Origin of the sequence: Roseicyclus salinarum, from assembly GCF_029624655.1 — a bacterium.
In the GTDB taxonomy this organism is placed as follows: domain Bacteria; phylum Pseudomonadota; class Alphaproteobacteria; order Rhodobacterales; family Rhodobacteraceae; genus Roseibacterium; species Roseibacterium salinarum.
On sequence record NZ_JARRSA010000014.1, the window covers coordinates 59,130 to 84,510 of the forward strand.

The 25,381-nt window shown below is 68.6% G+C and carries 29 protein-coding genes; 21 read left to right on the forward strand and 8 right to left on the reverse strand.

What is annotated here, in order from left to right; all coding sequences use genetic code 11:
- The first annotated feature begins 120 nt into the window (after positions 1–120).
- Together P6F26_RS11295 and P6F26_RS11300 are read left to right on the forward strand one after the other, a co-directional pair.
- A complete protein-coding gene (locus P6F26_RS11295; RefSeq protein ID WP_278028792.1) occupies positions 121–609 on the forward strand; it encodes a c-type cytochrome in 489 nt (162 codons plus the stop codon).
- Positions 606–1,223, forward strand: a complete 618-nt coding sequence (locus tag P6F26_RS11300) for a class I SAM-dependent methyltransferase (RefSeq protein WP_278028793.1) — start codon at positions 606–608, stop codon at positions 1,221–1,223. Before P6F26_RS11295 ends, P6F26_RS11300 begins: the two co-directional genes overlap by 4 nt.
- Positions 1,224–1,243: 20 nt before the next feature.
- On the opposite strand, the gene P6F26_RS11305 is transcribed toward P6F26_RS11300, so the two are convergent.
- A complete protein-coding gene (locus P6F26_RS11305) occupies positions 1,244–1,819 on the reverse strand; it encodes a LabA-like NYN domain-containing protein (protein WP_278028794.1) in 576 nt (191 codons plus the stop codon).
- Positions 1,820–1,925: 106 nt separating this feature from the next.
- On the opposite strand from P6F26_RS11305, the gene folK reads away from it, so the two are divergent.
- From folK to rnc, 8 genes are all read left to right on the forward strand, one after another.
- Positions 1,926–2,531 (forward strand): 2-amino-4-hydroxy-6-hydroxymethyldihydropteridine diphosphokinase, encoded by a 606-nt coding sequence (gene folK / locus P6F26_RS11310; protein ID WP_278028795.1) that lies wholly within the window; start codon positions 1,926–1,928, stop codon positions 2,529–2,531.
- Positions 2,532–2,647: 116 nt separating this feature from the next.
- Positions 2,648–3,007 (forward strand): DNA-directed RNA polymerase subunit omega, encoded by a 360-nt coding sequence (rpoZ, locus tag P6F26_RS11315; protein ID WP_278028796.1) that lies wholly within the window; start codon positions 2,648–2,650, stop codon positions 3,005–3,007.
- A gap of 55 nt (positions 3,008–3,062) precedes the next feature.
- Positions 3,063–5,186, forward strand: a complete 2,124-nt coding sequence (locus P6F26_RS11320; protein ID WP_278028797.1) for a RelA/SpoT family protein — start codon at positions 3,063–3,065, stop codon at positions 5,184–5,186.
- Positions 5,187–5,303: 117 nt separating this feature from the next.
- Complete coding sequence (locus P6F26_RS11325) at positions 5,304–5,906, forward strand: DUF2062 domain-containing protein (protein WP_430736741.1); 603 nt, start codon at positions 5,304–5,306, stop codon at positions 5,904–5,906.
- Positions 5,907–5,930: 24 nt separating this feature from the next.
- Positions 5,931–6,674 (forward strand): pyridoxine 5'-phosphate synthase, encoded by a 744-nt coding sequence (locus tag P6F26_RS11330; protein WP_278028798.1) that lies wholly within the window; start codon positions 5,931–5,933, stop codon positions 6,672–6,674.
- A 224-nt stretch (positions 6,675–6,898) separates the two neighbouring features.
- Positions 6,899–7,351 carry a holo-ACP synthase gene (gene acpS, locus P6F26_RS11335; RefSeq protein WP_278028799.1) on the forward strand — a complete coding sequence of 151 codons (453 nt, stop codon included), beginning with the start codon at positions 6,899–6,901 and terminating at the stop codon, positions 7,349–7,351.
- A 92-nt stretch (positions 7,352–7,443) separates the two neighbouring features.
- Positions 7,444–8,229 carry a signal peptidase I gene (gene lepB, locus P6F26_RS11340; RefSeq protein WP_278028800.1) on the forward strand — a complete coding sequence of 262 codons (786 nt, stop codon included), beginning with the start codon at positions 7,444–7,446 and terminating at the stop codon, positions 8,227–8,229.
- A 4-nt stretch (positions 8,230–8,233) separates the two neighbouring features.
- Complete coding sequence (gene rnc / locus P6F26_RS11345) at positions 8,234–8,914, forward strand: ribonuclease III (RefSeq protein WP_278028801.1); 681 nt, start codon at positions 8,234–8,236, stop codon at positions 8,912–8,914.
- 101 nt (positions 8,915–9,015) lie between these two features.
- On the opposite strand, the gene argC is transcribed toward rnc, so the two are convergent.
- The gene (argC, locus tag P6F26_RS11350) at positions 9,016–9,930 is read right to left on the reverse strand and encodes an N-acetyl-gamma-glutamyl-phosphate reductase (protein ID WP_278028802.1); all 915 of its coding nucleotides are present in this window, start codon (positions 9,928–9,930) and stop codon (positions 9,016–9,018) included.
- A gap of 234 nt (positions 9,931–10,164) precedes the next feature.
- Between argC and era the strand changes: the two genes are divergently transcribed.
- Together era and P6F26_RS11360 are read left to right on the forward strand one after the other, a co-directional pair.
- Positions 10,165–11,070, forward strand: a complete 906-nt coding sequence (era, locus tag P6F26_RS11355) for a GTPase Era (RefSeq protein WP_278028803.1) — start codon at positions 10,165–10,167, stop codon at positions 11,068–11,070.
- A gap of 5 nt (positions 11,071–11,075) precedes the next feature.
- Positions 11,076–11,405 (forward strand): DUF1491 family protein, encoded by a 330-nt coding sequence (locus P6F26_RS11360; RefSeq protein WP_278028804.1) that lies wholly within the window; start codon positions 11,076–11,078, stop codon positions 11,403–11,405.
- A gap of 2 nt (positions 11,406–11,407) precedes the next feature.
- On the opposite strand, the gene P6F26_RS11365 is transcribed toward P6F26_RS11360, so the two are convergent.
- Positions 11,408–12,025, reverse strand: a complete 618-nt coding sequence (locus tag P6F26_RS11365) for a Pr6Pr family membrane protein (protein WP_278028805.1) — start codon at positions 12,023–12,025, stop codon at positions 11,408–11,410.
- 63 nt (positions 12,026–12,088) lie between these two features.
- Here P6F26_RS11365 and recO point away from each other — a divergent pair, with 63 nt between their 5' ends.
- Positions 12,089–12,829: a DNA repair protein RecO gene (gene recO / locus P6F26_RS11370; RefSeq protein ID WP_278028806.1), complete on the forward strand. Its 741-nt coding sequence runs from the start codon at positions 12,089–12,091 to the stop codon at positions 12,827–12,829.
- On the opposite strand, the gene thpR is transcribed toward recO, so the two are convergent.
- The 3 genes from thpR to P6F26_RS11385 form a co-directional block, all read right to left on the reverse strand.
- Positions 12,808–13,350, reverse strand: a complete 543-nt coding sequence (gene thpR, locus P6F26_RS11375) for an RNA 2',3'-cyclic phosphodiesterase (protein WP_278028807.1) — start codon at positions 13,348–13,350, stop codon at positions 12,808–12,810. The genes recO and thpR overlap by 22 nt on opposite strands.
- Before the next feature lie 10 nt (positions 13,351–13,360).
- Positions 13,361–14,368 (reverse strand): NAD-dependent epimerase/dehydratase family protein, encoded by a 1,008-nt coding sequence (locus P6F26_RS11380; protein ID WP_278028808.1) that lies wholly within the window; start codon positions 14,366–14,368, stop codon positions 13,361–13,363.
- Positions 14,369–14,446: 78 nt separating this feature from the next.
- Complete coding sequence (locus tag P6F26_RS11385; protein WP_278028809.1) at positions 14,447–16,132, reverse strand: acyl-CoA dehydrogenase family protein; 1,686 nt, start codon at positions 16,130–16,132, stop codon at positions 14,447–14,449.
- A gap of 177 nt (positions 16,133–16,309) precedes the next feature.
- Between P6F26_RS11385 and P6F26_RS11390 the strand changes: the two genes are divergently transcribed.
- Positions 16,310–17,083 (forward strand): sulfite exporter TauE/SafE family protein, encoded by a 774-nt coding sequence (locus P6F26_RS11390; RefSeq protein ID WP_278028810.1) that lies wholly within the window; start codon positions 16,310–16,312, stop codon positions 17,081–17,083.
- Positions 17,084–17,087: 4 nt separating this feature from the next.
- Here the strand turns inward: P6F26_RS11390 and P6F26_RS11395 are convergent, their stop codons facing one another.
- Positions 17,088–17,663, reverse strand: a complete 576-nt coding sequence (locus P6F26_RS11395) for a DUF3859 domain-containing protein (protein ID WP_278028811.1) — start codon at positions 17,661–17,663, stop codon at positions 17,088–17,090.
- A 133-nt stretch (positions 17,664–17,796) separates the two neighbouring features.
- Positions 17,797–19,395, reverse strand: a complete 1,599-nt coding sequence (locus tag P6F26_RS11400) for a phosphoenolpyruvate carboxykinase (RefSeq protein WP_278028812.1) — start codon at positions 19,393–19,395, stop codon at positions 17,797–17,799.
- 403 nt (positions 19,396–19,798) lie between these two features.
- Here P6F26_RS11400 and P6F26_RS11405 point away from each other — a divergent pair, with 403 nt between their 5' ends.
- Genes P6F26_RS11405 through P6F26_RS11435 form a run of 7 tightly spaced genes read left to right on the forward strand, consistent with a single transcriptional unit; the run spans position 19,799 to position 25,365 of the window.
- Positions 19,799–20,500, forward strand: a complete 702-nt coding sequence (locus tag P6F26_RS11405) for a response regulator transcription factor (protein ID WP_278028813.1) — start codon at positions 19,799–19,801, stop codon at positions 20,498–20,500.
- A 30-nt stretch (positions 20,501–20,530) separates the two neighbouring features.
- Entirely contained in the window at positions 20,531–22,237 is a 1,707-nt protein-coding gene (locus tag P6F26_RS11410) for a sensor histidine kinase (protein WP_278028814.1), read from the forward strand.
- 22 nt (positions 22,238–22,259) lie between these two features.
- Entirely contained in the window at positions 22,260–22,757 is a 498-nt protein-coding gene (locus tag P6F26_RS11415; protein WP_278028815.1) for an HPr kinase/phosphorylase, read from the forward strand.
- Positions 22,754–23,701: an RNase adapter RapZ gene (gene rapZ, locus P6F26_RS11420; RefSeq protein ID WP_278028816.1), complete on the forward strand. Its 948-nt coding sequence runs from the start codon at positions 22,754–22,756 to the stop codon at positions 23,699–23,701. Before P6F26_RS11415 ends, rapZ begins: the two co-directional genes overlap by 4 nt.
- 43 nt (positions 23,702–23,744) lie before the next feature.
- Complete coding sequence (locus tag P6F26_RS11425; protein ID WP_278028817.1) at positions 23,745–24,137, forward strand: PTS sugar transporter subunit IIA; 393 nt, start codon at positions 23,745–23,747, stop codon at positions 24,135–24,137.
- Complete coding sequence (locus P6F26_RS11430) at positions 24,134–24,418, forward strand: HPr family phosphocarrier protein (protein ID WP_278028818.1); 285 nt, start codon at positions 24,134–24,136, stop codon at positions 24,416–24,418. The genes P6F26_RS11425 and P6F26_RS11430 overlap by 4 nt, the downstream gene beginning before the upstream one ends.
- 29 nt (positions 24,419–24,447) lie before the next feature.
- Entirely contained in the window at positions 24,448–25,365 is a 918-nt protein-coding gene (locus P6F26_RS11435; RefSeq protein WP_278028819.1) for a lysophospholipid acyltransferase family protein, read from the forward strand.
- Positions 25,366–25,381 lie beyond the last annotated feature (16 nt).

Below are 25,381 nucleotides of genomic sequence, written 5' to 3' on the forward strand. Positions count from 1 at the left end.
GTGTCCGTTCGGCGTGACACGAGACGTAAGGCCTTCGCGACGATGCGTCCAGTCCGCCTCTTGCGTTCCAGCAGGGGGAAGGTGCGATGTGGATGCGGGAAACAGAGCTGGGAACACTTGATGACGAGAAGCAAGAAGATCATCGCCGGTGCCGCGGTGCTGGCCGCGGGCGGACTTGGCGTCTGGGTCTGGCAGGCGGAAGCGCAGGACCGGCTGCCGGGGCAGATCCTGCGCTGGCAGGACGAGCAGACCGTGACCCTCGGCGCCGGGATCTACGCCGCGGAATGCGCCGACTGCCATGGCGCCGACCTCGAGGGGCAGGCGGACTGGCAGGTGCGGATGGGCAACGGCCGTCTGCCGGCCCCGCCCCATGACGAGACCGGGCACACCTGGCACCATCCCGACGCCCTACTGATCGCAATCACCGCGCAAGGCACGGCGGCAATGGTGGGCGGCGACTACGAAAGCGACATGATGGGATTCGGCGACCGCCTGAGCGAGGACGAGATCGTGGCGGTCCTGAGCTACATCAAGTCGACATGGCCCGAGGAGGTCATCGACATCCACAATCAGGTGAACGCGCGCGCGGCCATGGAGGGCGGGGGGTGACAGGCGGCAAGCCGCATTGGGACGCCGTCTACGCCGTCCGTGACGAGCAGGCCCTGACGTGGTTCGAGGCGACGCCCGAAGTGTCGCTTCGGCTGGTCACGCGGTTCGCCGCGCCCGAGCAGGAGGTCATCGACGTCGGCGGCGGCGCCTCGCGCCTTGTCGACGGCCTTCTGGCGCGGGGCTACGGCCGCGCGACCGTGCTCGACGTGTCGGGCGAGGCCCTCGCCATCTCCCGCAAGCGGCTCGCCGAGGCCGCGGACCGCGTCCGCTGGATCGAGGCCGACGTCACCCGCTGGCAGCCCGACAGGGCCTACGCGCTCTGGCATGACAGGGCGGTGTTCCACTTCCTCACCGATCCGGGCGCGCGCGCGGACTACCTGTCGAGGATGAAGCAGGCTCTCGAGACGGGCGGGCACGCGATCCTCGCCACCTTCGCCGAGGATGGGCCCGAGACGTGCTCGGGGCTGCCGGTCGCGCGCTATTCCCCCGAGGCCTTGTCCCTCGAGATCGCCGACAGGTTGCCCTTTCTGCCCGTGGCGTCCGAACGGCACGTCCACGTCACCCCGATGGGCAGGGAGCAGAAGTTTCAGGTCTCGGTGTTCCGGCGGCTGTGACGTCCGCGCCGGGGGCCGCGTCAGTCCTCGACCGAGGCGTCGTCGCGAACGCGCTCCGTCCGGGGTTCGCGCGGGGGGCGGCCGATCACGTCCCTGAGGTCGTCGAGCTCGATGAAGTTGTCGGCCTGGCGGCGCAGGTCGTCGGCGATCATCGGCGGCTGCGACCGGATTGTGGACACGACCGAGACGCGCACGCCCCTGCGCTGCAACGCCTCGACCAGCGGCCGGAAATCGCCGTCGCCCGAGAACAGGACGATGTGATCGACGTATTGGGCCATCTCCATGGCATCGACGGTCAGTTCGATGTCCATGTTTCCCTTCACCTTGCGGCGGCCACTGGAGTCGGTGAACTCCTTCGCCGGCTTGGTGACCATGGAAAAGCCATTGTAATGAAGCCAGTCCACGAGGGGACGGATGGGCGAGTAATCGTCGTTTTCCAGAAGCGCGGTGTAGTAGAAGGCCCGAAGCAGCTTGCCACGCTGCATGAATTCCTGGCGCAGGAGCTTGTAGTCGATGTCGAAAGCCAGCGCCTTCGCCGCCGCGTAGAGGTTGGAGCCGTCAATGAACAGCGCCAGCCTTTCGTCCCGGTAAAACATCCGTCAATCCCATGACCAATATGGCGTCGCCGCGAAAAAAAACCTAGGGAGTGAGCCAAGGCAGAAAACGGCGAATTTGTGTCAAGGTTAAATGTTTGGGGAAAAGGTGCAAGGTTACAAATACCCTGCAGGCGAAAAACCCACCTCTCTGGCGCTGGTAGCGCTGGGCTCGAACCTGCCCGCGGGGGGGCTGATGCCGGCCGCCGCGGTGTCGAGGGCGATGGATCTTCTGGAGGATCGGACGCGGACCGCGCTCCGCCGGAGCAGGCTCTGGCGGACGCCCGCCTTCCCGCCCGGGGCCGGTCCGCCCTTTGTGAACGCGGCCGCGGCGCTTGACTGGGGCGGCGCGGCGGAGGACCTGCTGGCCATCCTGCACGGGATCGAGGCGGCGTTCGGGCGGCAGCGGTCCCTGCGCTGGGAGGCCCGGATCATGGACCTCGATCTTCTCGCTCTCGGCGACAAGGTGTTGCCCGATCGTGTGGAATTCGAACGCTGGTCCGGCCTGTCGGGCGACGCGGCCGCGGCGATGACGCCCGACCGCCTGATCCTGCCGCATCCGCGCCTTGCCGAACGCGCCTTCGTCCTCGCGCCGCTGGCCGACGTCGCCCCCGACTGGCGCCATCCGGTCACGGGCGACAGCGTCTCGGCGATTCTCGCCGCGCTGCCCGCGTCCGCGCTGGAGGGCGTGGAGCCGCTGGACCCTGCCGGCTGACCCGCGCGCCGGCGTCTCGCGGCCTTGGAATGCGGGCGGAACGGCCTTGTCTTCGCGGGCGTGAACCCTTATGTGCTGCGGTCTCGATATACCCGATCCCGTTCCGGAGGACTGTCATGGCCCGCGTGACCGTTGAAGACTGCGTCGACAAGGTGCCGAACCGATTCGAGCTGGTGATGCTTGCTGCGCACCGCGCACGCGAGATCACGTCCGGGTCGCCGCTGACAGTCGACCGCGACAACGACAAGAACCCCGTCGTCGCGCTGCGCGAGATCGCGGATGAGACTCAGGGCGCCGAGGACCTCCGCGAGCGCCTGATCGAAAGCCACCAGACCCAGATCGAGGTGGATGAACCCGAAGAGGACGCGATGGCCCTCCTTCAGGGGGTCGAGCGCGACCGCGATCGTCCGGTTGCGGACACGATGGACGACGAGCAGCTTCTGCGTGCCATGATGGAAGCCCAGCCCCAGAAATGACCCGGCCGGGCGCCCGGCCGACACAGGGGGTCGCCCCCCTCCGGATGCCCGAGACATGATAGACGCCGACGACCTGCTGAGCCTGGTCAGGAACTACAACCCCAAGACGAACGAGGCGCTGATCCGCGGCGCCTACGACTATGCCCGCCGGATGCACGACGGGCAGAAGCGTCATTCTGGCGAGCCCTACTTCACGCATCCCGTAGCCGTCGCCGCCATCCTGACCGAGCAGCGGCTGGACGACGCCACGATCATGACCGCGCTTCTGCACGACACGATCGAGGACACCAAGGGCACCTACACCGAGATATCGGACGAGTTCGGCCGCGACGTCGCCGAGCTGGTGGACGGCGTGACCAAGCTTACCAACCTCGAGCTTTCCAGCCGCGAGACCAAGCAGGCCGAAAACTTCCGCAAGCTGTTCATGGCGATGTCCAAGGATCTCCGGGTGATCCTCGTCAAGCTTGCCGACCGTCTCCACAACATGCGCACCATCCGCCACATGCCGCCCGAGAAGCAGGCGAAGAAGGCGCACGAAACGATGGACATCTACGCGCCGCTGGCCGGGCGGATGGGGATGCAGTGGATGCGCGAGGAGCTGGAGGACCTGTCCTTCCGCGTCCTGAACCCCGATGCCCGCGCCTCGATCATCCGCCGTTTCATCACGCTGCAGCGCGAGACGGGCGACGTCATCCCGAAGATCACCGAGGATATCGAGACCGTGCTGGAGAAGCACGGCGTGAAGGCCGACGTCTTCGGCCGGGCCAAGAAGCCGTTCTCGATCTGGCGCAAGATGCAGGAGAAGCAGCTTTCGTTCTCGAGGCTTTCGGACATCTACGGCTTCCGCGTCATCACCGAGAGCGAGGACGACTGCTACCGCGTCCTCGGCGCGATCCACCAGCGCTGGCGCGCCGTGCCAGGCCGTTTCAAGGACTACATCAGCCAGCCGAAATCGAACGGCTACCGCTCGATTCACACGACGGTCTCGGGCCGCGACGGCAAGCAGGTGGAGGTTCAGATCCGCACGCGCCAGATGCACGAGGTCGCCGAGGCCGGCGTCGCCGCGCACTGGGCCTACCGCGACGGCGTGCGCACCCAGAACCCCTTTGCCGTCGATCCGGCCAAGTGGCTGGAAAGCCTTACGGAACGCTTCGAGAATGCCGAGGATCACGACGAGTTCCTCGAGCATGTGAAGCTCGAGATGTATTCCGACCAGGTGTTCTGCTTCACGCCGAAGGGTGACGTGGTGAAGCTGCCCAAGGGTGCGACGCCCATCGACTTCGCCTATTCGATCCATACCCGTATCGGCCATTCCTGCGTCGGCGCGCGGCTGGACGGGTTACGCGTGCCGCTCTGGACACGGCTCAAGAACGGCCAGTCGGTCGAGATCCTGACCGCCGAGGGGCAGACGCCTCAGGCGACATGGCTGGACATCGCCGTGACCGGCCGCGCCAAGGCCGCGATCCGGCGCAACCTGCGCGAGGTCGACCGCGAGCGCTACATCAGGCTCGGCCGGGAGCTTGCGCGGGTGGCCTTCGAGCATCTCGGCAAGAAGGCGACCGACAAGGCGCTGGCGACGGCGGCCAAGATGCTCAACCTCGAGAACGGCGAGGAAGTCCTCGCGCGGATCGGCTCGGCGGAACTGTCCGCGCGGGCGGTGGTCGCCGCGCTCTATCCCGAGCTTGCCCAGGGCCGCGACCATGGCGAGGTCGATTCCCGCCGCGCGGTGATCGGCCTGCCGCCCGGCGCGGTGACGCGGCGCGCGCAATGCTGCCAGGCGGTCCCCGGCGAGCGGATCGTCGGCATCACCTACCCCGGCAAGGGGCCTATCGTGCACGCGATCGACTGCGAGGCGCTCGCCGCCTACGACGCCACGCCCGAGCGCTGGATCGACCTGCATTGGACCGAGGGGCGCCACGCGCCGGTCCACAACGTGACGATCGACGTCACCATGTCGAACGAAAAGGGCGTGTTGGGTCGAATCTGCACATTGATCGGCGAGCAGAACGCCAATATCTCGGACCTGCACTTCATGGACCGGAAGCCGGATTTCTACAGGCTTCTGATCGACGTGGACGTGCGCGATGCGGAACATCTTCATGCCGTGGTGATGGCTGTCGAAGCCGACAGCGACGTCGCCGCCGTGCAGCGGTTCCGCAACCTGGACCGGCGCCCCTGACGGGACCGGAGTGACGGCAGCCGCGTCGCATGAGCCATGGGGAAACCCTTGCCGGCGGGGAGCGCCAAGTTGGAAGGGCTGGCGGTGGTCTTCAAGCGAAGGGACCAACGACCTTGGTTGCAGATCGTCGCCCAGGCCCTCTGGCCTCGGGGGGGGTGGGCGCGCGCCTTCCAGTATGTCCAGTACCGCCTGCGCCGGCTTCCCGGCACGCCCGAACAGATCGCGCGCGGCATTTTCGCGGGCGCTTTCGTGGTGTTCTCGCCGCTGTTCGGCCTGCACTTCTTCGCGGCCGCGCTGCTGGCGAAGATCATGCGCGGCTCGATCCTCGCAGCGCTGCTGGCGACCTTCATCGGCAACCCGCTGACCTACGTCCCGATCGCCGTCATCTCGTTGCAGACGGGGCATTTCATCATGGGGACCTCGCCGCGCGGCGAGGTGGACGAATCGGTCTTCATGAAGTTCTCGGGCGCCGCGGGCGACCTGTGGCACAACCTTCTCGCGGTCTTCACGCCCGAGAGGGCGGACTGGCACGAGCTTGCCATCTTCCACCGGGACGTGTTCCTGCCGTGGCTGGTGGGCGGCATCGTGCCCGGCATCCTGTGCGGGATGGTGTGCTACGCCCTCAGCGTCCCGGTGATCCGCGCCTACCAGAAACGGCGCGCGGCCAGGCTTCGCAAGAAGATGGACAAGCTGCGCCGGCAGGCGGGCGCGGCAGACTGAACACGGACGGCATCGGAGACGGCAATGGCTGACAGGCTCAGGCTCGGGGTGAACATCGACCATGTGGCGACGCTGCGGAACGCGCGGGGCGGCACATTGCCCGATCCCGTCCGCGCCGCGCAGGTGGCCGAAGCCGCGGGCGCCGACGGCATCACCGCGCACCTGCGCGAGGACCGCCGCCACATCCGCGACGCCGACGTCGAGGCGATCATGGCCGCGATCTCGATCCCGCTGAACTTCGAGATGGCGGCGACCGACGAGATGCAGGGGATCGCGCTGGGCCGGATGCCGCACGCGGCCTGCATCGTGCCCGAGCGGCGCGAGGAACGCACGACCGAGGGCGGCCTCGACGTGGCGGGGGACGAGGCGCGCCTCGCGCAGTTCGTCGCCCCGCTTCGCGATGCCGGTATCCGCGTGTCCCTGTTCATCGCCGCCGATCCCGCGCAGATCGGCGCCGCGCACCGCGTCGGAGCGCCGGTGATCGAACTGCATACCGGCGCCTATTGCGACCTTCACGCCGAGGGCGATCTCGAGGGGCGCGCCCGCGAGCTCGAGCGCCTGATCGACGGCGCGCGCCGCGCCGCCGATCTCGGCCTCGAGGTGCACATGGGGCACGGCCTGACCTACGACACGGTCGGCCCGATCGCCGCGCTGCCGGAGGTGGCCGAGCTCAACATCGGGCATTTCCTTATGGGCGAGGCGCTGTTCGTGGGGCTGCCCGAGGCCATCGGCACGATGCGCCGCGCCATGGACGCCGCGCGGACCTGAGGCATCTCGTCCGCTGGCACGGCGTTGCGATCGCTCGTCAAATGGAGCATGGCGGGGGCGAACGGCTGCCCGCCGCCAGACCCGGAGGCTTTCTTGCGCAATCCCGACGCCGCCCCCCGCGAAGCGACCTCAGCGGCCCTTCCGCCTGCCACCACCCGTATGCGCGCCCCCCGCGCCGTGACCGGGACCGCGGGCGGCGGCGCGGCAGGCGGGGCGCGGCCACGATGATTCTCGGAATCGGGACGGACCTCGCCAACATCGAGCGGATCCGGAGCGCGCTCGACCGTTTCGGAGACCGCTTCCGCGCGCGCGTCTTCACCGACACCGAGCGCAGGCGCGCCGAGCGCATGAAGGACCCTGCCGCGACCTACGCGAAGCGCTGGGCCGCGAAGGAGGCGTGCTCAAAGGCGCTGGGCACGGGCCTGCGGATGGGAATCGCCTGGAAGGACATGGCGGTGACGAACCTGCCGACCGGCCAGCCCGTCATGGAGGTGACCGGCTGGGCCCGCGAACGGTTGGCCGAGATGACGCCCGAGGGCTTCACGGCCACGATCCACGTCAGCCTGACCGACGACCACCCCTGGGCGCAGGCCTTCGTCGTGATCGAGGCCTCGCCCGACGAGGAGGCCGCGGAGCGCCCCGATGCCGGAGGGGCCCCGTCCCGCCGGCTGACCTGAGCGTCGCTTGACACATGGAACGCCCCGGCCCATGAACCCCGGGCGCGCGCCGGGACCGGCACGCAAGGGCAGGCAACGAAGGCGGGACCGCGATGGCAGCGAAGGCCAAGAAGGACGGCGTGTGGGAAACGGTCAAGACCGTGGTCTACGCGCTCTTGATCGCGGGCGTCTTCCGCACCCTCTTCTTCCAGCCGTTCTGGATTCCGTCGGGCTCGATGAAGGACACGCTCCTGATCGGGGATTTCCTGTTCGTCAACAAGATGGCCTACGGCTACTCGCAGCATTCCTGCCCCTTCTCGATGTGCCCCTTCTCGGGCCGCATCTTCGGTTCGGAGCCCGAGCGCGGCGACGTGGTCGTGTTCCGCCACCCGGTGAACGGTCAGGACTTCATCAAGCGCGTGATCGGCCTGCCCGGCGACCGGGTGCAGGTGCGGGAGGGCGTGCTGTACCTCAACGGGGTGGCCGCGCAGGTGACGCCGCAGGAGCCCTTCGTCGAGGCCTACGAGCGCCAGGGTCCGGTGGGGCACCTGCCGCGCTGCTCGAATGCGCCGGTCGGTGAAGGCGCCGACTGCATCAAGGAGCGCGCGATCGAGACGCTTCCCGGCGGCGTGACGCATTCGATCCTGAACATCGACGACGGCAGCCGCGGCGACAACACGCCCGAATACGTCGTGCCCGAAGGCACCTTCTTCGTCATGGGCGACAACCGCGACAACTCGGTCGACTCGCGCTTTCCGCAGTCGATCGGCGGTGTCGGCTTCGTGCCCATGGAGAACCTTCTGGGCCGCGCGGACCGCGTGATCTTCTCGTCCGCCGGGCAGCGCATGGTCTACTTCTGGACCTGGCGCGCCGACCGGTTCTTCGAAGCCATCGAGTGACGGCGTGGCGGTCGCGAGGGAGCTCGACGCGTTCTGCGACCGGCTTGGCTACCGGTTCTCGGATATCGACCTCCTGCGACGCGCGCTGACGCATTCCTCGCTGTCCTCGCCGACGCGGCCCGACAACCAGAGGCTGGAATTTCTCGGCGACAGGGTCCTCGGCCTCGTGATGGCCGAGACGCTCCTGTCGCAGGACGCGGCGGCGCGCGAGGGGCAGCTTGCGCCGCGCTTCAATGCGCTGGTCCGCAAGGAGACCTGCGCCGACGTCGCGCGCACGGTGGACCTGGGGGCGGTGCTGCGCCTTGGGAAGTCCGAGATGGCGACGGGCGGGCGCCGCAAGCAGGCGCTGCTGGGCGACGCGATGGAGGCGGTGATCGCCGCCGTCTACCTCGACGGCGGGCTGGAGGCGGCGCGGCAGATGGTGCTGAACCTCTGGGGCGCGCGCGTGGAGCGCGTGGAGGCGGATGCGCGCGACGCCAAGACGGCTCTTCAGGAATGGGCGCAGGCCCGCGGCCAGACCCCGCCCGCCTATGTCGAGGTCGGCCGGACCGGTCCCGACCACGCGCCGGTCTTCACCGTGGAGGCGCGGATGGCCAGCGGCGAGACCGCGCGCGCGGAGGCGCGGGTGAAGCGGCTGGCGGAACAGGCGGCCGCGCGAATGCTGCTGCAACGGCTCGGCGCCTAGCCGGAGGGGTTTCGCCGTGCTGCGCACGGCAACCGGCCGGGGGCTTTGCCCCCGGACCCCCGCGTATTTCTGGAAAGATGAAGCTGCGGGCGCAGGCGCGGCTAGAGGCCCGCGCCCTCGTCGAGGCCAAGCATGATGTCGAGGTTCTGGACGGCGGCGCCCGACGCGCCCTTGCCGAGATTGTCGAGAACCGCGATCAGGACCGTGGCGCCGGTGGCCGCGTCGCCGTCGACGGTCAGCTGCATCCGGTTCGTGCCGTTCAGGCGCTGCGGGTCGATCCGCTCGCCGAGGTCGGCGCGCTCGACCACCTCGACGAAGCGCGCGCCCTCGTAATGCGCTCCGAGCGCGGCGAGGGCCGCCGCGGGGCCGCCGGGGGCGAGGTGCAGCGGCACCTGCACGATCATGCCCTGCGCGAACTGACCGACCTGGGGCACGAAGATCGGACGCCGTGCCAGCCGCGCATGGGTCACGATTTCGGGCAGGTGCTTGTGCGTCTGGCCGGTGGCGTAGACGAAGCCCCCCGAGACGGCGCCGCTTTCGAACTCGGCGATCATCGACTTGCCGCCGCCGCTGTAGCCCGACACCGCGTTGATGGTGAGCGGGTGGTCCGGCGCGATCAGGCCGGCGTCGACCAGGGGGCGGATCAGGGCGATGGCGCCGGTCGAATAGCATCCCGGGTTCGAGACGCACTTGGCCTCCGCGATGCGCGCGCGCTGGCCCGGCGCCATCTCGGCGAAGCCGAAGGCCCAGTCCGGGTCCGTCCGGTGCGCGGTGGAGGCGTCGATGACGCGCACGGGCATGTGCCGCAGATCGGGGGCGATCTCGTGCACGGCGGCGTCGGGCAGGCACAGGATGGCGATGTCGGCCTCGCCGAACGCGCCGATCCGCGCGAGGCGCGACTTGCGGCTCTGCTCGGGCAGCGAGATGAGCGTGATGTCCTCGCGGCCTTCGAGACGCCCGCGGATCTGGAGACCCGTCGTGCCGACCTCGCCGTCGATGAACACCTTTGCCGTCATTGTCCTCGTCCTCGCATGTGTGGTGCGATCGACTACTCCCGATCACGCCCTGCGCGCAACAGTTCAGTGAGCCCCCGGGCAGTCTGGCGGGGCCGCGTGTCGCCTTGGCGGGCGATCGCCCGGGTCCTGCATGTTTCAAGGGCTCGCCACGTCGCCATGCGAGACCGCCCCTCTGGCATTGCGGCGCGCGGAGGCCTATGCAACGGGAACCGCAGAATCCTGAGGCCCATCGCCATGACCACCCGCGCCGGTTTCGTCGCCCTGATCGGAGAGCCCAACGCGGGCAAGTCGACCCTTCTGAACCGCATGGTCGGCGCGAAGGTCTCGATCGTCACGCACAAGGTGCAGACGACCCGCACGCGCATCCGGGGCGTCGCGATGGAGGGCGAGGCGCAGCTGGTCTTCGTGGATACCCCCGGCCTGTTCCAGCCGCGCAGGCGGCTCGACCGGGCGATGGTGGCCGCGGCATGGGGCGGGGCGGCGGACGCAGATGTCGTCGTCCTTCTGATCGAGGCGCATCGCGGTCTGACCGAGGGCGTCAGGGCGATCCTCGAGGCCCTGGACGAGAAGGCGAAGGGGCGCCGCGTGGCGCTCGCCATCAACAAGATCGACCGCGTCGAGGCGCCGCGACTGCTGGCGCTGACCGAGGAGATGAACGAGGGCTTTGCCTTCGAGAAGACCTTCCTGATCTCGGCCGAGAAGGGCTATGGCGTCGACGACCTGCGCGCATGGCTTGCCGGCGCGGTGCCGGAGGGGCCCTGGCTCTACCCGGAGGACCAGATCGCCGACCTGCCGATGCGCATGATCGCCGCCGAGATGACGCGCGAGAAGCTGACGCTGCGGCTGCACCAGGAACTGCCCTACCAGCTGACCGTCGAAACCGAGAACTGGGAGGAGCGCAAGGACGGCTCGGCCCGGATCGACCAGGTGGTCTACGTGGCGCGCGACGGGCACAAGGGCATCATCCTGGGCAAGGGAGGCGAGACCATCAAGGCGGTGTCGAAGGCCGCCCGCGAGGAGCTGGAGCGCTTCCTCGACCGGCGGGTGCACCTGTTCCTGCAGGTGAAGGTCCGGCCGAACTGGCTGGAGGAGGCCGAGCGCTATTCGGAGATGGGGCTGAACTTCCGCGACGGGAACTGAACGCGGTGGCGCGCCTGACCGCGGAGTTCTGGGTGCAGGCCTACCTCGCCCGGTTGCGCCTTGCCGACATCCCGGCCTTCGTGGTGGCGCGGGGCGACGCGACGGCGGGCGCGGTCCTCGTGAAGCAGTCGCCGCTCGACGGAACGGCCTGCGCCTTCCAGCGGAGTTTCGATCCGGTGACGGGCGCGCGCGCCTGGATGGTGCTGGCCGAGGGCGAGGAGCGAGCGGTCGATGCCGCCATCGCCCGCCAGCGCGATTTCGACCCCGATCTCTGGGTGATCGAGGTCGAAGACCGTGCGGGGCGGCACCTTCTGGACGAGCCCGGCCTCGAGTGAGCCTAGCGGTCCGCGAAGCGACCGATCGCGATCATCACGAGGCCGCCGGCCAGCATCGCGCCCAGAAGCGTCGCGAGCGTCGCCGCCACCGGCCAGGGGCCGGCGATGGTGGGGTCCATGAACGGGTAGGGATAGACGCCGTCGATCGTGCCCAGGCCGAGCGCGTAGGCGCCGTAGACCGAGGGCCAGAGCACGAAGGCCGGTAGATCGGCCCAGATCAGCCCGGTCTTGGGCGCGTGCCACAGCCACCACAAGAGGACCGCGGCGGGCACGACCGTGTGCAGGCCCCAGTCCGCCGCAAGGCCGATGCCGGTGGGGTTCCACATGGCTGACAGCATGACGTGGTAGACGACGCCCGTGACGACCGCCGACAGCGTCAGCGCGGCCAGAAGCGGCGCGCCCAGGCTACGCTTCTTCACAAGCGCAATCGTGACGAAGGCCACGAAGACGAGGAACGTCGTGAGAATGGTGAAGAAGCGCGACATGTCGATCAGCGTCTCGACCGGCCCGGTCCCGCGATACTGCATCAGGTAGACCCACTGCGCCGCCAGCGAGAGCGCGGCGGCGACCGCGACCGCCAGCGCCTGCCGGCGCGCATGAAGGGGCAGGACGGGAAACATGGCCGAAGCCTGCCACGCACCCTGCGCATGGACAAGCCAAGGCGGCTTGCCGATAGTCCGCGCATGGAATGGCGCGAGGACGGGATCCTGCTGGCGGTTCGGCGCCACGGCGAGAATGCCGCGATCCTCGAGGTCTTCACCGAGGGGCACGGGCGTCATGTCGGCGTCGTGCCCGGCGGCGCGTCGCGGAAGATGGCGCCCGTCCTGCAGCCCGGCACCCAGCTGGACGTGACGTGGCGCGCGCGGCTGTCGGAGCATATCGGCAGCTTCCGGGTCGAGCCTGTGGCGTCGCGGGCGGCCGAGGTGATGGGCGACCGCACGGCGCTTGCGGGTCTCGGGGCGGTCTGCGCGCTCCTGTCCTTCTGCCTGCCGGAACGCGCGCCCTATCCCGCGCTCCATGCCAGGACCCTCGCGGTCCTCGACGGTCTGGGCGCCGAGCGCTGGGCCGAGGCGTATCTCGGCTGGGAACTGGCGCTGCTGTCCGAGATGGGCTTCGGCCTCAGCCTCGATCACTGCGCCGTCACCGGCTCGACGCAGGATCTCGCCTACATCTCGCCAAGGACGGGCCGGGCCGTGTCGCGGGCGGGCGCGGGCGACTATGCCGACAGGCTCCTGCCGTTTCCGCCCTGCCTTGCGGGCATGTCCGGCAGCAGCGCCGACGAACTGGTCGCCGCGCTGCGCACAACGGGCCATTTCCTCGAAAACCACCTTGCGCCCTCGCTTGGCGAGCGTCCGCTGCCACCGGCGCGCGCAAGGCTCGTCGACCTGATCGCGCGGGTCGCTCAGAAGGGCGACAGCGGATAGCTTTCCAGGGGTTCGTGCAGCGCGCCGCCCGGCTGCAGCGTCGAGCGGTAGAGCACCAGTTCGGTCGCCGTGAAGCCGGGAATGTCGACCGGCATCCCCAGCGCCGCGGCCATGCGGTCGCGCGCCGGGCCGCCTGGCTGCCGGTTGGAACGCATCAGCGTGACATGCGGGCGAAAGCGCCGTCGGGGCAGCGCCGCCCCTGCCATGCGCGCGATGCGTTCGACCTTGGCCTGAAGCGCGGCGAGCCCGTCGTCGTGCAGGACGGACACGAAGGCGAGGCCCCGCTCCATCTCGGCGAAGGTGTCGAGGCCGCCGAAGGCGATTTCGGCGACCGGCAGGCGCGTGGCAGATAGCGTCTCGTCCATGTCGGCCAGAACCTCCTCGCCGACCTCGCCGAGGAAGGCGAGGGTCAGGTGCAGATTGTCCTCGGGGACGGGGCGGCCGGTGGGCAGGCGCGACTGGACCTCGAGCATGGCCGTGGCCGTGTCCTCGGGCATCGGAATGGCCAGGAACGCGCGCATTGCGGGCCGGTCAGCGTTGCGCAATCACCGCGTCGGCCGCGCGGTCGATGGCCGCAAGCGGAGCGGCGAAGGAGATCCCGAGGATCTCGCGCGCCCTTGCGTTGTCGAACTGCGGCGCCGCGCCGACCGAGGGCAGGGCGCTGCGGATGGAGCGGTCGAAGGGCGCCATGAGCCGCAGAAGCGCCTTGGGCGCGACCCGCGTGGCGATCCTTCGGTCGGGGTGGCGCGCGGCGAGATGCTGGGCGATGCGCGGCATCGTCATGGTGCCGTTCGACCCGATGAAGCGGTGGCCGATGCTTTCGGGCCGTTCAAGCGCCGCGACGTGCATCGCCGAGATGTCCGCCACGTCCACCACACCGAACCCGATGTCGGGTTGCATCGGGTCCTTCGCCGCGAGAATGCGCTCGATCAGCGACAGCGACGTGCCGTAGTGCCGGTCGAGCGGCTCGCCGAGGACCAGCGCGGGGTTGATCGTGGTCAGCTGCATTTCGGGATGCGCGGCCGCGAAGTCCCACGCCGCGCGTTCTGCCAGCGTCTTGGACCTGTAATAGGCGCTGGCCTTGGGGTGGTCGGTGTCGCTCCAGTCCTGTTCGGTGTAGGCGCCGCGCTTGTCCGTGGCCTCGATGGCGACGACCGAGGAGGTCAGCACCACGCGCGTGACGCCCGCCGCCTGCGCGGCCCTGAGCGCGCGAAGCGTCCCGTCGACGGCGGGGCGGACGATGTCGTCCTCGTTCTTCGGCTGGACCATCGGAAAGGGCGAGGCCGTGTGCAGAAGCGCGTCCGCGCCGGCCATGGCCTCGGTCCAGCCGTCGTCCCGGCCAAGGTCGAGTTCCACGAAGCCGAGCCGGTCGAGCGCGGCCGCATCGCTCAGGCGGGGGCGAAGCGCGTCGCGCACCTCGTCGGCCCGCGAGAGCTTGCGCAGCGATCCGCGCACCTCGTAGCCCGCTTCCAGCAGGTCCAGCGCGATGCGCTTGGCGATGAAGCCGGTGATACCGGTCAGAACGACGAGCTTCGTCATGCGCAGCCTCCTTCAGGGGAATGCAGCACAGATGGGGCCCCTTCCGGCGGGATCAACCGGTCCCGTCGCGCGGACCGGTCAGCCCAGCAGCCTGCGCGCGATCACCTGCGCCTGGATCTCGGCCGCGCCTTCGAAGATGTTGAGGATGCGCGCGTCGCACAGGATGCGGGAGATCGCGTATTCCAGCGCGAAGCCGTTGCCGCCGTGGATCTGCAGGGCGTTGTCCGCGCAGGCCCATGCGACGCGGGCCCCCAGCAGCTTCGCCATCCCGGCCTCGAGGTCGCAGCGGCGGTCGTTATCCTTCTCCCACGCGGAGAAATAGGTGAGCTGGCGGGCCACCATGATCTCGACGGCCATCATGGCAAGCTTGCCGGACACGCGGGGAAACTCGATCAGGGCCTTGCCGAACTGCTTGCGGTCGCCGGCATACCTGAGGCCCTCGTCCAGCGCGGACTGCGCCACGCCGATGGCGCGCGCCGCCGTCTGGATACGGGCGCTTTCGAAGGTATGCATCAGCTGCTTGAAGCCCTGGCCTTCCTCGCCGCCCAGAAGGTTCTCGCCCTTCACCTTGAAATCGTCGAAATTGACCGTGTATTCCTTCATGCCCCGGTAGCCGAGCACCTCGATCTCGCCGCCCGAGATGCCCGCGTCCTGCCAAGGCGCCTCGTCGGTGCCGGGCGTCTTCTCGGCAAGGAACATCGACAGGCCCGTGTAGTCGGTCGTGTCGGGAACGGTCCGGGCCAGCACAGTCATCACATGGGTGCGGGCGGCATGGGTGATCCAGGTCTTGTTGCCGTTCACGATCCAGTCGCCGTCCGCGTCGCGGACGGCCCGCGTCCTCAACGCGCCGAGGTCCGATCCGGTGTTGGGCTCGGTGAACACGGCGGTCGGAAGGATCTCGCCGCTGGCGAGGCCGGGAAGCCACTTCTGCTTCTGCTCCTCGGTGCCGCCCGCGATGATCAGCTCGGCCGCGATCTCCGAGCGCGTCCCGAGCGATCCGACGCCGATGTAGCCGCGCGACAGCTCTTCCGAGACGACGCACATCGACGCCTTCGACATGCCGAGGCCGCCGTATTCCTCGGGGATCGTCAGGCCGAAGACGCCCATCTCGGAAAGCTCCTCGATGATCTCCATCGGGATCAGCTCGTCCTTGAGGTGCCACTCGTGCGCGTGGGGGATAACGCGATCGACCGAGTAGCGGCGGAACTGCTCGCGGATCATCTCCAACTCGTCGTCAAGGCCGGTGCGCCCGACGGTGATCTCGGCGGAGCGCTCCTGCATCAGCTCCACGAGGCGGCTGCGCGCGGCCTGCGTGTTGCCCGACCGCATCAGGGTCATGACCTCGGCCGTCGTCAGGGCGCGCTCGTCCTCCTGCGTCAGGCCCATGTCCTGCAGCCGCAGGATCTCGCCCTGGCTCATGGGCAGGCCGCCCTGGATCTGCGACAGGTATTCCCCGAAGGCGATCTGCTGGATCAGCTGTTCGACCTCACCGAATGTGCCCTCCTTCTCCAGCCGCTCGGCCCAGCCCTGCATCTGGCGCAGCGCCTCGACGTAGGTGGCGAGCCACGCAAGCCCGTGCGCCGCCGTCTGGTTCATCTCGAGCAGGCGGCCCGAGACGCGGCCATCCTCGCTGACTTCCGCGCGCACCCGGTCGGTTGCGCGTGCGAGCAGGGTCTCGGCGGGGGCCACGGCGGCACCGGTCAGCGCCAGCAGGTCCGGCAGGATCACGGGGCTCTCCTGGAGCGGCTGTCCGTCACGGGGCATGGTCGGTCTCCTTCGCTCGAAGTCGTCTGTCGCATCTGGGCGAGGACTTAGTGCCTTCGCAGGTGCAGAGCAACAAAAATGCCCTGAGTTGTTACGTCGCGCACGAAAATGTCGCGATCATTTTTGCGCTGCAGCGTCCCTCGCGCCGGGATATGAACCTCGGCGAAGGGGACGAACATGCTTCAGGACAGTCTTGCACTCATGCCGCTCTGGGCCTTCGCGGCCGCCTGCGGGGTCACGCTTGCCGCCGGTTTCGTCAAGGGCGCGGTCGGCTTCGCGATGCCGCTCATCATGATCTCGGGGCTGTCGCTGTTCATCGACCCGCTCATCGCGGTGGCGGGCATCATCCTGCCCATCGTGATGTCGAACCTTCTTCAGGCTCTGCGCTTCGGACTGCCCGAGGTGAAGGCGGCGGTCGTGGAATACTGGCGCTACATCCTCATCGTCTGCCTTGCCATCGTGATCGTCGCGCAGTTCATCAACGTGGTGCCCGAGCGGACGTTCTACCTGATCCTCGGCGTGCCCGTGGTGCTTCTGTCGCTGATCCAGCTTTTTGGCGTCCGGTTCCACATCCCGCCGCACCGCCGGCGCTTCTCGGAGTGGGTGGTGGCCCTTTTCGCGGGCTCGCTCGGCGGGCTGACGGGGACGTGGGGACCGCCGACGGTTCTCTATCTCATCGCGCTCGACACGCCCAAGGCGAAGCAGTTCCTGGTGCAGGGCGTCGTCTACGGCCTCGGGTCGGTGAGCCTGCTTGCGGGTCACGTCCAGTCGGGGGTCCTGAACGTCGTCACGCTGCCGTTCTCGGCGGCGTTGCTGATCCCGGCCTTCCTTGGAATGCAGCTGGGCTTCCGCATGTCCGACCGCCTCAACCCGGACGTGTTCCGCAAGGTCACGCTGGTCGTTCTGGCCGTCGCGGGCGCGAACCTCGTGCGCCGCGGGCTGATGGGCTGACGTCTCAGGAGGTGAAGCCCGTCTGGCATTCCGCCAGCACCGGCGCGGCCATGTCCGGCGGCACGACCTCGAACACGACGTGGAACAGTTCCGACGCGCCGGCATGGGCGCTGAAGGTCCATGTGCCGGTCACAAGTTCCTGCGGCACGTCGAAGGAAAAGCCGGTGAGATTGAAGTCGCCGTCGCCCAGCCGCGTGGTCCAGCGCTCCACCTCGATGCCGCTTCCGGGAAAGGGGGGATGCGTCACGGTGATCGTCACGGGGTCGTGCGTCATGCCGTCGGGTGCGCGGCTGAGCACGCCGAAGCCCACGTCGAGCGCGGCTGGCACCACGTTTTGGGCGAAGCGGATGCGCGGCAGGTCGGGGACGATGTTGATGACGCCCGACGCCGTTTCGGGGGCGTCCTCGGTGCGAACGGGATCCTCAGCGCAGTAGATGCCGAAGACCAGCTCTGCGATCAGGTCGGGATCGATCCGGACCAGCCCGCCGTCCGCCACGTCCTGCGAACGCGCGGCCGTGACGCCGGGCGGCATGACCAGCGCGGCGCAAAGGGTCAGGACTTGCAGCAGGACGTGTCGCATGGGGCATTCCGGTTCGCCGGGAAGGCACGCGCCGGTCAGTGTAGCAGGCCCGCCGTCTCCGGCAAATGCGCCGCCCCCCGCGGTCATGACGAAAGGCGCGCCCGCCGCGCCCCCCCGGGACGTGAACCGTCCGTCACCCGATGGCGGCATCCTTCACGTCGTCCGCGATATAGGGGACGTAGCGGGCGAAATTCTCGGCGAACATGTTCACGAGCTTGCGCGCCTGGCGATCGTAGGCGTCCTTGTCCTCCCAGGTCCGGCGCGGATCGAGAAGGCCGTCGTCCACGCCGTGGCAGCTGACCGGAACGTCGAAGCCGAAATGCGCATCCTTGCGGAACTGTCCCGCGTTCAACGAGCCGTCCAGCGCCGCGGTCAGAAGGGCGCGCGTCGCGGCGATGGGCATCCGCTTGCCGGTGCCGTAGGCGCCGCCGGTCCAGCCGGTGTTCACCAGCCAGCAGGTCGCGCCGTGATGCGCGATCTTCTCGCGCAGCAGATTGCCGTAGACCTCGGGACGGCGCGGCATGAAGGGCGCGCCGAAGCAGGTGGAGAAGGTGGGCTCGGGCTCGGTCACGCCGCGCTCGGTGCCCGCGACCTTCGAGGTGAAGCCCGACAGGAAGTGATACATCGCCTGCGCCGGCGTCAGCCGCGCGATGGGCGGAAGGACACCGAACGCGTCGCAGGTCAGCATCACGACGTTGCGGGGGTGCCCGGCGAGGCCCGTCGCCGAGGCGTTGGGGATCTGCTCCAGCGGGTAGGCGCACCGCGTGTTCGCCGTCAGGCTGTCGTCGTCGAAGTCCAGTTCCAGGGTCTCGGGATCGAAGACCATGTTCTCGATCACGGTCCCGAAGGTGCGCGTCGTGGCGTAGATCTCGGGTTCGGCCTCCTCGCGGAGGTTGATCGTCTTGGCGTAGCAGCCGCCCTCGAAGTTGAAGATGCCGTTGCCCGCCCAGCCGTGCTCGTCGTCGCCGACCAGCGTCCGGGCCGGGTCCGCCGAAAGCGTCGTCTTGCCGGTGCCCGACAGGCCGAAGAACACGGCCGAGTCGCCCTCGTCGCCGGTGGCGTGGTTGGCCGAGCAATGCATTGCCATCACGCCCTTGCCGGGCAGGATGTAGTTCAGCAGCGTGAAGACCGACTTCTTGTTCTCGCCGGCGTATTCGGTGTTGGCGATCAGGATCAGCTTCTTGTCGAGATTCAGCGCGATCACCGTGTCGGTGCGGCAGCCGTGCCGCTCGGGGTCGGCCTTGAAGCTGGGGCAGTTGATGATGGTGAACTCGGGCACGAACGTGTCGAGCTCCGCGCGGGAGGGGCGGCGCAGCAGGTGGCGGATGAACAGGTTGTGCCACGCCAGCTCGCTCACCACGCGCACGTCCAGGCGATGTTCGGCATCGGCGCCGCCGTAGAGGTCCTGCACGAAGTACTCGCCGTCCTTCATGTGCTCCAGCATGTCGGCATGGAGACGGTCGAAGGCGTCTTCGGCCATGGCGGCGTTGTTGTCCCACCAGATGTCGCCCTCGACCGAGGGGCTGCGCACGATGAACTTGTCCTTGGGCGAGCGGCCGGTGAACGTCCCGGTGGACACCAGAAGCGTCCCGCCCTGTCCCAGCCTGCCTTCGCCGCGCCGGATGGCGGCCTCGATCAGGGCGGGTTCCAGAAGGTTGTAGTGAACGCTTCCAAGACCGGTCATGCCCTGAGTTTCCAGCGTATGCGCCGGGTTCACACGTCCATCCGTCATGCTTGTCGCTCCTGGGCCGTATCGCGGCCGTCACCGCCTGGGGTCATGTCCGCCGGCCGATAACCTCCGGCAGGCATCGACTGGCCGTATAACATGGCGGTTTTGCGGATGAACAGGATGCTTTCGCACAGTTAGCGCAACCATTGCGAAATTTTATTTCGCGCCACCCGGGGCCTCGCGCCGGAAAAACGGCGGAAAAGTGTCGGGATCGAGGCGGGATCGTGGCGGCCCTTGGGTCATTTGAAGGCCTGCCGGGGCTCGGCTTCATTCGATGTTAAGGCAACACGAACCAAGTTTTAAGCTGTCATGCCGCGCGATTCGACAGTTTGAGATTGATTCTTGAACCTGGAAAACCGACAATGCCCGAAAAAACAAGATATTCGGGCAGTACAAGGAAACAGCGATGCCGAGGATTGCACTCGTCGACGACGACAGGAACATCCTGACGTCCGTGTCCATGACGCTCGAAGCCGAAGGCTTCGATGTCGAAACCTACAATGACGGCCAGTCGGCGCTCGACGCCTTCAACCGCCGCCTCCCCGATCTTGGTGTGTTCGACATCAAGATGCCGCGCATGGACGGGATGGACCTGCTTCAGCGCCTGCGCCAGAAGTCGAAGCTCCCGGTGATCTTCCTGACCTCGAAGGATGACGAGATCGACGAGCTCATGGGCCTGCGCATGGGCGCAGACGACTACGTCCGCAAGCCGTTCTCGCAGCGCCTTCTGGTCGAGCGCATCCGCTCCATCCTCCGCCGGCAGGAGGCGATCGCCTCGGACGCCGCCGGCACGCCCGAGGAAAGCGCGGTGATGCAGCGCGGCAACCTTTCGATGGACCCGCTGCGCCACGCGGTGACGTGGAAGGGGCGCGACGTGTCGCTGACCGTGACCGAATTCCTGCTGCTGCAGGCGCTCGCGCAGCGTCCGGGCTTCGTCAAGAGCCGGGACCAGCTGATGGACGTCGCCTACGACGAGCAGGTTTATGTCGACGATCGCACCATCGACAGCCATATCAAGCGTCTGCGCAAGAAGATGCGCGCCGTGGACGACGACTTCTCGGCGATCGAGACGCTCTACGGGATCGGTTATCGCTACAACGAGGAATAGGGTTCGACGCAGGTGCCGGCCGATCTTTCCATGACCAACCGGCGCGCGCGCGACCGGGCCGACATCGTCCTCGGCGAGGATTGGGACAGGCCCGCCGGTTCCGTCGAGTCCGAGCTGCGCGCCGCGCGGCAGCGGCGGTCGATGATCGCGCTCAACCGCTCTCCGCTGGCGCGCAAGATCATCATGTTCAACCTGCTGGCCATCGTCGTGCTGGTGGCGGGCGTGATGTATCTCAACCCGTTCCGCGACAGCCTCGTGGAACAGCGTGAGCGGTCGCTGGCCGTCGAGGCGCACCACATCGCCGACATCTTCGAGGCGAGCCTGCCGCGAAGCGCTCCGGCCGACCTGCTCACCGGCGACGGCATCGACCCGGCTGCGGTGCTTGGCCGGATCGGCCTCGTGCCGGGGGTGGACGTCTTCGTATACGATCCCTCCGGAACGCTCGTCGCCTCGACGCTGGACACGCAGCGCGGTCCCCCGCGGCCCGTGCGCGGGCTTGCGCCGGGCGAGGACGAGACCCTGCTGATCACGAATTTCCTCAACGGCGTCTGGGGCGTCCTGTCCAACCTCGTGGGGGCCGACCGGGCCGAGCTATCGGGGCTGTCCCCCGAGGCGATGGCCCGCGTGCTGGTCGAACCCGCGCTCGAGGGCGTCACGGTGATCCGCCGGAGCAACGGCAGCTCGGGGGCCGCCTTCGCCGCCGGCACCCCGATCGAGGGGCCGGGCGGCACGCTCGGCGTCCTCGTCGTGACCACGGCCGCCGGCGAGATCGACCAGCTGGTGCGCTCGGAGCGCGAGCAGCTCCTGCAGATGTTCGTCGTCGCCCTTCTGGTGTCGATCGGCCTCAGCCTCGTGCTGGCCTCGACCATCGCCAACCCGCTCAGCGACCTTGCCGCTGCGGCCGAGCTCGGGCGCGACAAGAACGCACGCAAGATGAGCCCGACGCGCGTGCGCATCCCCGACCTCACCGGGCGACCCGACGAGATCGGGCGGCTCTCGGGGGCGCTCCGCGGAATGGTCTCGGCGCTCTACGACAGGATCGACGCCAACGAGCAGTTCGCGGCCGACGTCAGCCACGAGATCAAGAACCCGCTCGCCTCGCTGCGCTCCGCCGTGGGCACGATGCGCGTCGCCCGCAACGACGACCAGCGCAACCGCCTGCTGGAGGTGATCGAGCACGACGTGCAGCGTCTCGACCGGCTGGTTTCGGACATCTCCAACGCCTCGCGTCTCGACAGCGAGCTGGTGAAGGAGGAGGAAGAGGAATTCGACCTCGTCCGTACGCTGACCAACATCTCGCAGTATCACGGCGAGGAGGCGCGCAAGAAGGGCGTGGAGCTGATCACTGACCTTCCCTCCGAGCCGATCCGCATCTCCGGCCTCGAGGGGCGGCTGGCGCAGGTCTTCGTGAACCTCCTGTCGAACGCGATCTCGTTCTGCGAGGAGGGCGACGCGGTGCGTCTGTGGACCCGCCGCCGAGAGAACCGCGTCCTGATCGTGGTCGAGGACACCGGTCCGGGCATCCCGGAGGAGGCGCTGACCAAGGTATTCAACCGCTTCTACTCGGAGCGGCCGGTGAAGCAGTTCGGCAACCATTCCGGCCTTGGCCTCGCCATCTCCAAGCAGATCGTGGAGGCGCATGGCGGCGTGATCTGGGCCGAGAACATCCGCCCCACCGACCTCGATGCCATTTCCGAGCCGCTCGGCGCGCGTTTCGTCGTCGGCCTACCGATCTGACGCGGGTCCGCGAGGTCCTGCCATGACTGCGCCCACCTCCGTCCCGCTGTCCGACTGGGCCCTCGCCGCCGATGGGCGGCGGCTTCAGCTTCATGCCACGGGCGTCGCGGTCGAAGGGCAGGGCATCGTCATCCGCGGCGCGGCTGGCAGCGGAAAGTCGTGTCTCGCGCTTCGGCTTCTCGATCGCGGCGCGGTGCTGATCGCCGATGACGGGCTGTGGATCGACACCGGCGACGCCCCCTTTGTCGAGCGTCCCGACACCGCGACGGACCTCATCGAAAGCAGGGGCGTCGGGCTATTGCGGGCCGGGGCCGTCTGCGGGCGCGCGCCGCTCGCCATCGCCGTCGATCTGGACCGCGCGGAACCCGAGCGCCTTCCGCCGCGGCGCGTGATCACGACGGGCGCAGCCGAAAGGCCGCTGATCCTCGGCGCCGGGCACCCGGCCCTCGCGGAGGCCCTCGTCCACATGATAAGGCACGGCCGGTCGGAGCCCGGAGGAAGGATCGCCAGCGCGCCATGACACGGAAGGACGCCCAAGCCACGAAACCGCCTGCCGGGCCGGGGCCCGCCGCGCGGATCATCTTCGTCACCGGGCCCTCCGGTGCGGGGCGGACGACGGCGATCAACGCGCTCGAGGATGTCGGCTTCGAGGCGATCGACAACCTCCCGCTCAGCCTCCTGCCGCGGCTTCTCGAGGGGCCGCCCCCCGAACGGCCGATGGCGCTGGGCACCGACGCGCGCAACAGGGACTTCTCGGCGACCCGCCTGATTGCCGAATACGAGCGCCTCGTCGCCACGCCCGGCCTCGAGGCCGATCTTCTCTATCTCGACTGCGACGCGCACACTCTGCAGCGGCGCTATTCCGAGACCCGCCGGCGCCATCCGCTCGCCCCGGACGACGATCCCGCGAACGGCATTGCGCGCGAACTCGACCTGCTCGGCCCGCTCAGGCACCGCGCGTCGGTCCTTCTGGACACCTCCAACCTCACCCCGCACGAGCTGCGCGCCGAGATCACGCGGCTGTTCGCGCCGGGCGGGGACGCGAAGCTCTCGATCAGCGTCGTGTCGTTCTCCTACCGGCGCGGCCTGCCCACGGGCGCCGACCTCGTCTTCGACTGCCGCTTCCTGCGCAACCCGCACTGGGAGCCGTCGCTGCGCCCCTTCGACGGCCGAGACGAGGCCGTGCGCGCCCACATCGAGGAGGACCCCCGCCTCGCCCCGTTCGAGGCGCAGATCACGGGGATGCTGGACCTTCTGCTTCCCGCGTTCCGCGACGAAGGCAAGAGCCACCTGACCGTCGCCTTCGGCTGTACCGGCGGCAAGCACCGCTCGGTCGCATTGACCGAAAAGGTGGCGACCTACCTTGCAGAGGCAGGTTGGCAGGTGTCTAAGAGGCACAGGGAAGTGGAACAGCGTCGCGTCCCCGCAGCACCCGGGGACGACCCGGGCCCCGGCCGCAACTGACGGAAGGGGCGGCCCGGCTCATGGGATCGGAAGGCCTGGAAAGGTGATCGGCATCGTCATCGTCGCCCATGGGGGGCTCGCAGCGGAACTGAAACGCGCGACCGAACATGTGGTCGGGCCGCAGCCGGCCATGATCGCGATCCCCGTGGGCGCGGAGGACGACCGCGCCGCGCGCACCGCCGAGATCTGCGAGGCCGCGGACGCCGTGGACGACGGCAGCGGGGTAGTCGTGGTGACCGACATGTATGGCGGCTCGCCCTCGAACCTCAGCCTGCGCGCCTGCCGTCCCTCGAACCGCCTGATCCTGACCGGTGTGAACCTGCCCATGATGATCAAGCTCGCGAAGTGCCGCCATCTCGACGTGCAGGACGCCGTGGCGCGCGCCGCCGAGGCCGGGCGCCGCTACATCAACAGTTTCGACGGAGCGCCGGAATGACCGAGGACGCCAGCGTGACGCGCAGCCTGGACATCGTCAACGTGAAGGGCCTGCACGCCCGTGCCGCCGCGCGCTTCGTCGAAGTGGTCGAGGATCACGAGGCGGAGGCGGTCGTGCGCCGCGACGGGCTGAGCGCCGCCGGCGACTCGATCATGGGCCTTTTGATGTTGGCAGCCTCCCTGGGAACCACTATTGAGGTCGAAACCTCGGGCCCGGACGCGCAAACCCTGGCCGACGCACTCGAAGCGCTGGTGGCCGACCGGTTCGGGGAAGCGACCTGAGGCGCCCCGGGACGCCAAGGACCGACGGCATGGGACGAAGGCGCGTGACGGATACCAGCCAACGGAACGTATCGAGAGCGCGTCCGGCCTTGTTGCCGAACGCGGCGCAGCGGGTCTACGACCGCCGGTCGCTGACCTATGCCAACACCTTCCCGAACCCATGGCTGCGCGGCACGATCAAGGCGATCGAGTGGCTGACCGGCAAGATCACGATCATCCGCCGGGTGCGCCAGTTCGAACGCCTCGGCGAGGTCAAGGGACAGGACTTCTGGCCGGCCACGATGCGCGTCATGGGCATCGACCTCCGGACGCCGAAGCACCAGCTCGACCGCATTCCCGCCGAGGGGCCGGTCGTCCTCGTCGCGAACCATCCCCATGGCCTCGTCGACGGGATGATCCTCGCAGACCTGATCGGGCGGCGGCGGCCCGACTACCGCATCCTCACGCGCGCGCTGCTGACCGGCCTCGACGAGAGCGCGGCGAATTTCATGATCCCCGTGCCCTTCCCGCACGAGCCCGACGCGCAGGCCAAGATGCTGGCGATGCGGGCCGAGGCGATGGACCACCTGAAGGGCGGCGGCCTGATCGCGCTGTTCCCGTCGGGGGCGGTTGCGGCCTCGGACACCATGTTCGGCCCCGCGATCGAGGGCGAGTGGAACGTCTTCACCGCAAAGATGATCCGCACCTCGGGCGCCACGATCGTGCCGTGCTATTTCACGGGCTCGAACTCGCGCTGGTACCAGATCGCCAACCGGATCTCGCCCGTGCTGCGCCAGGGCCTCCTGATCCACGAAGTCGTGCACAGTTTCGACAAGCCGCAGGCGCCGATCATCGGCCCGCCGATCCCGCCCGAGGAATGGGAGGGCCGCGTGGCGCGGCCCCGCGACTTCATGGCCTGGCTCCGCGAGCGCACGCTGTCGCTTCGCGACGCGCCCGACGGTCCGTGACGGTCCCCCGGGAAGC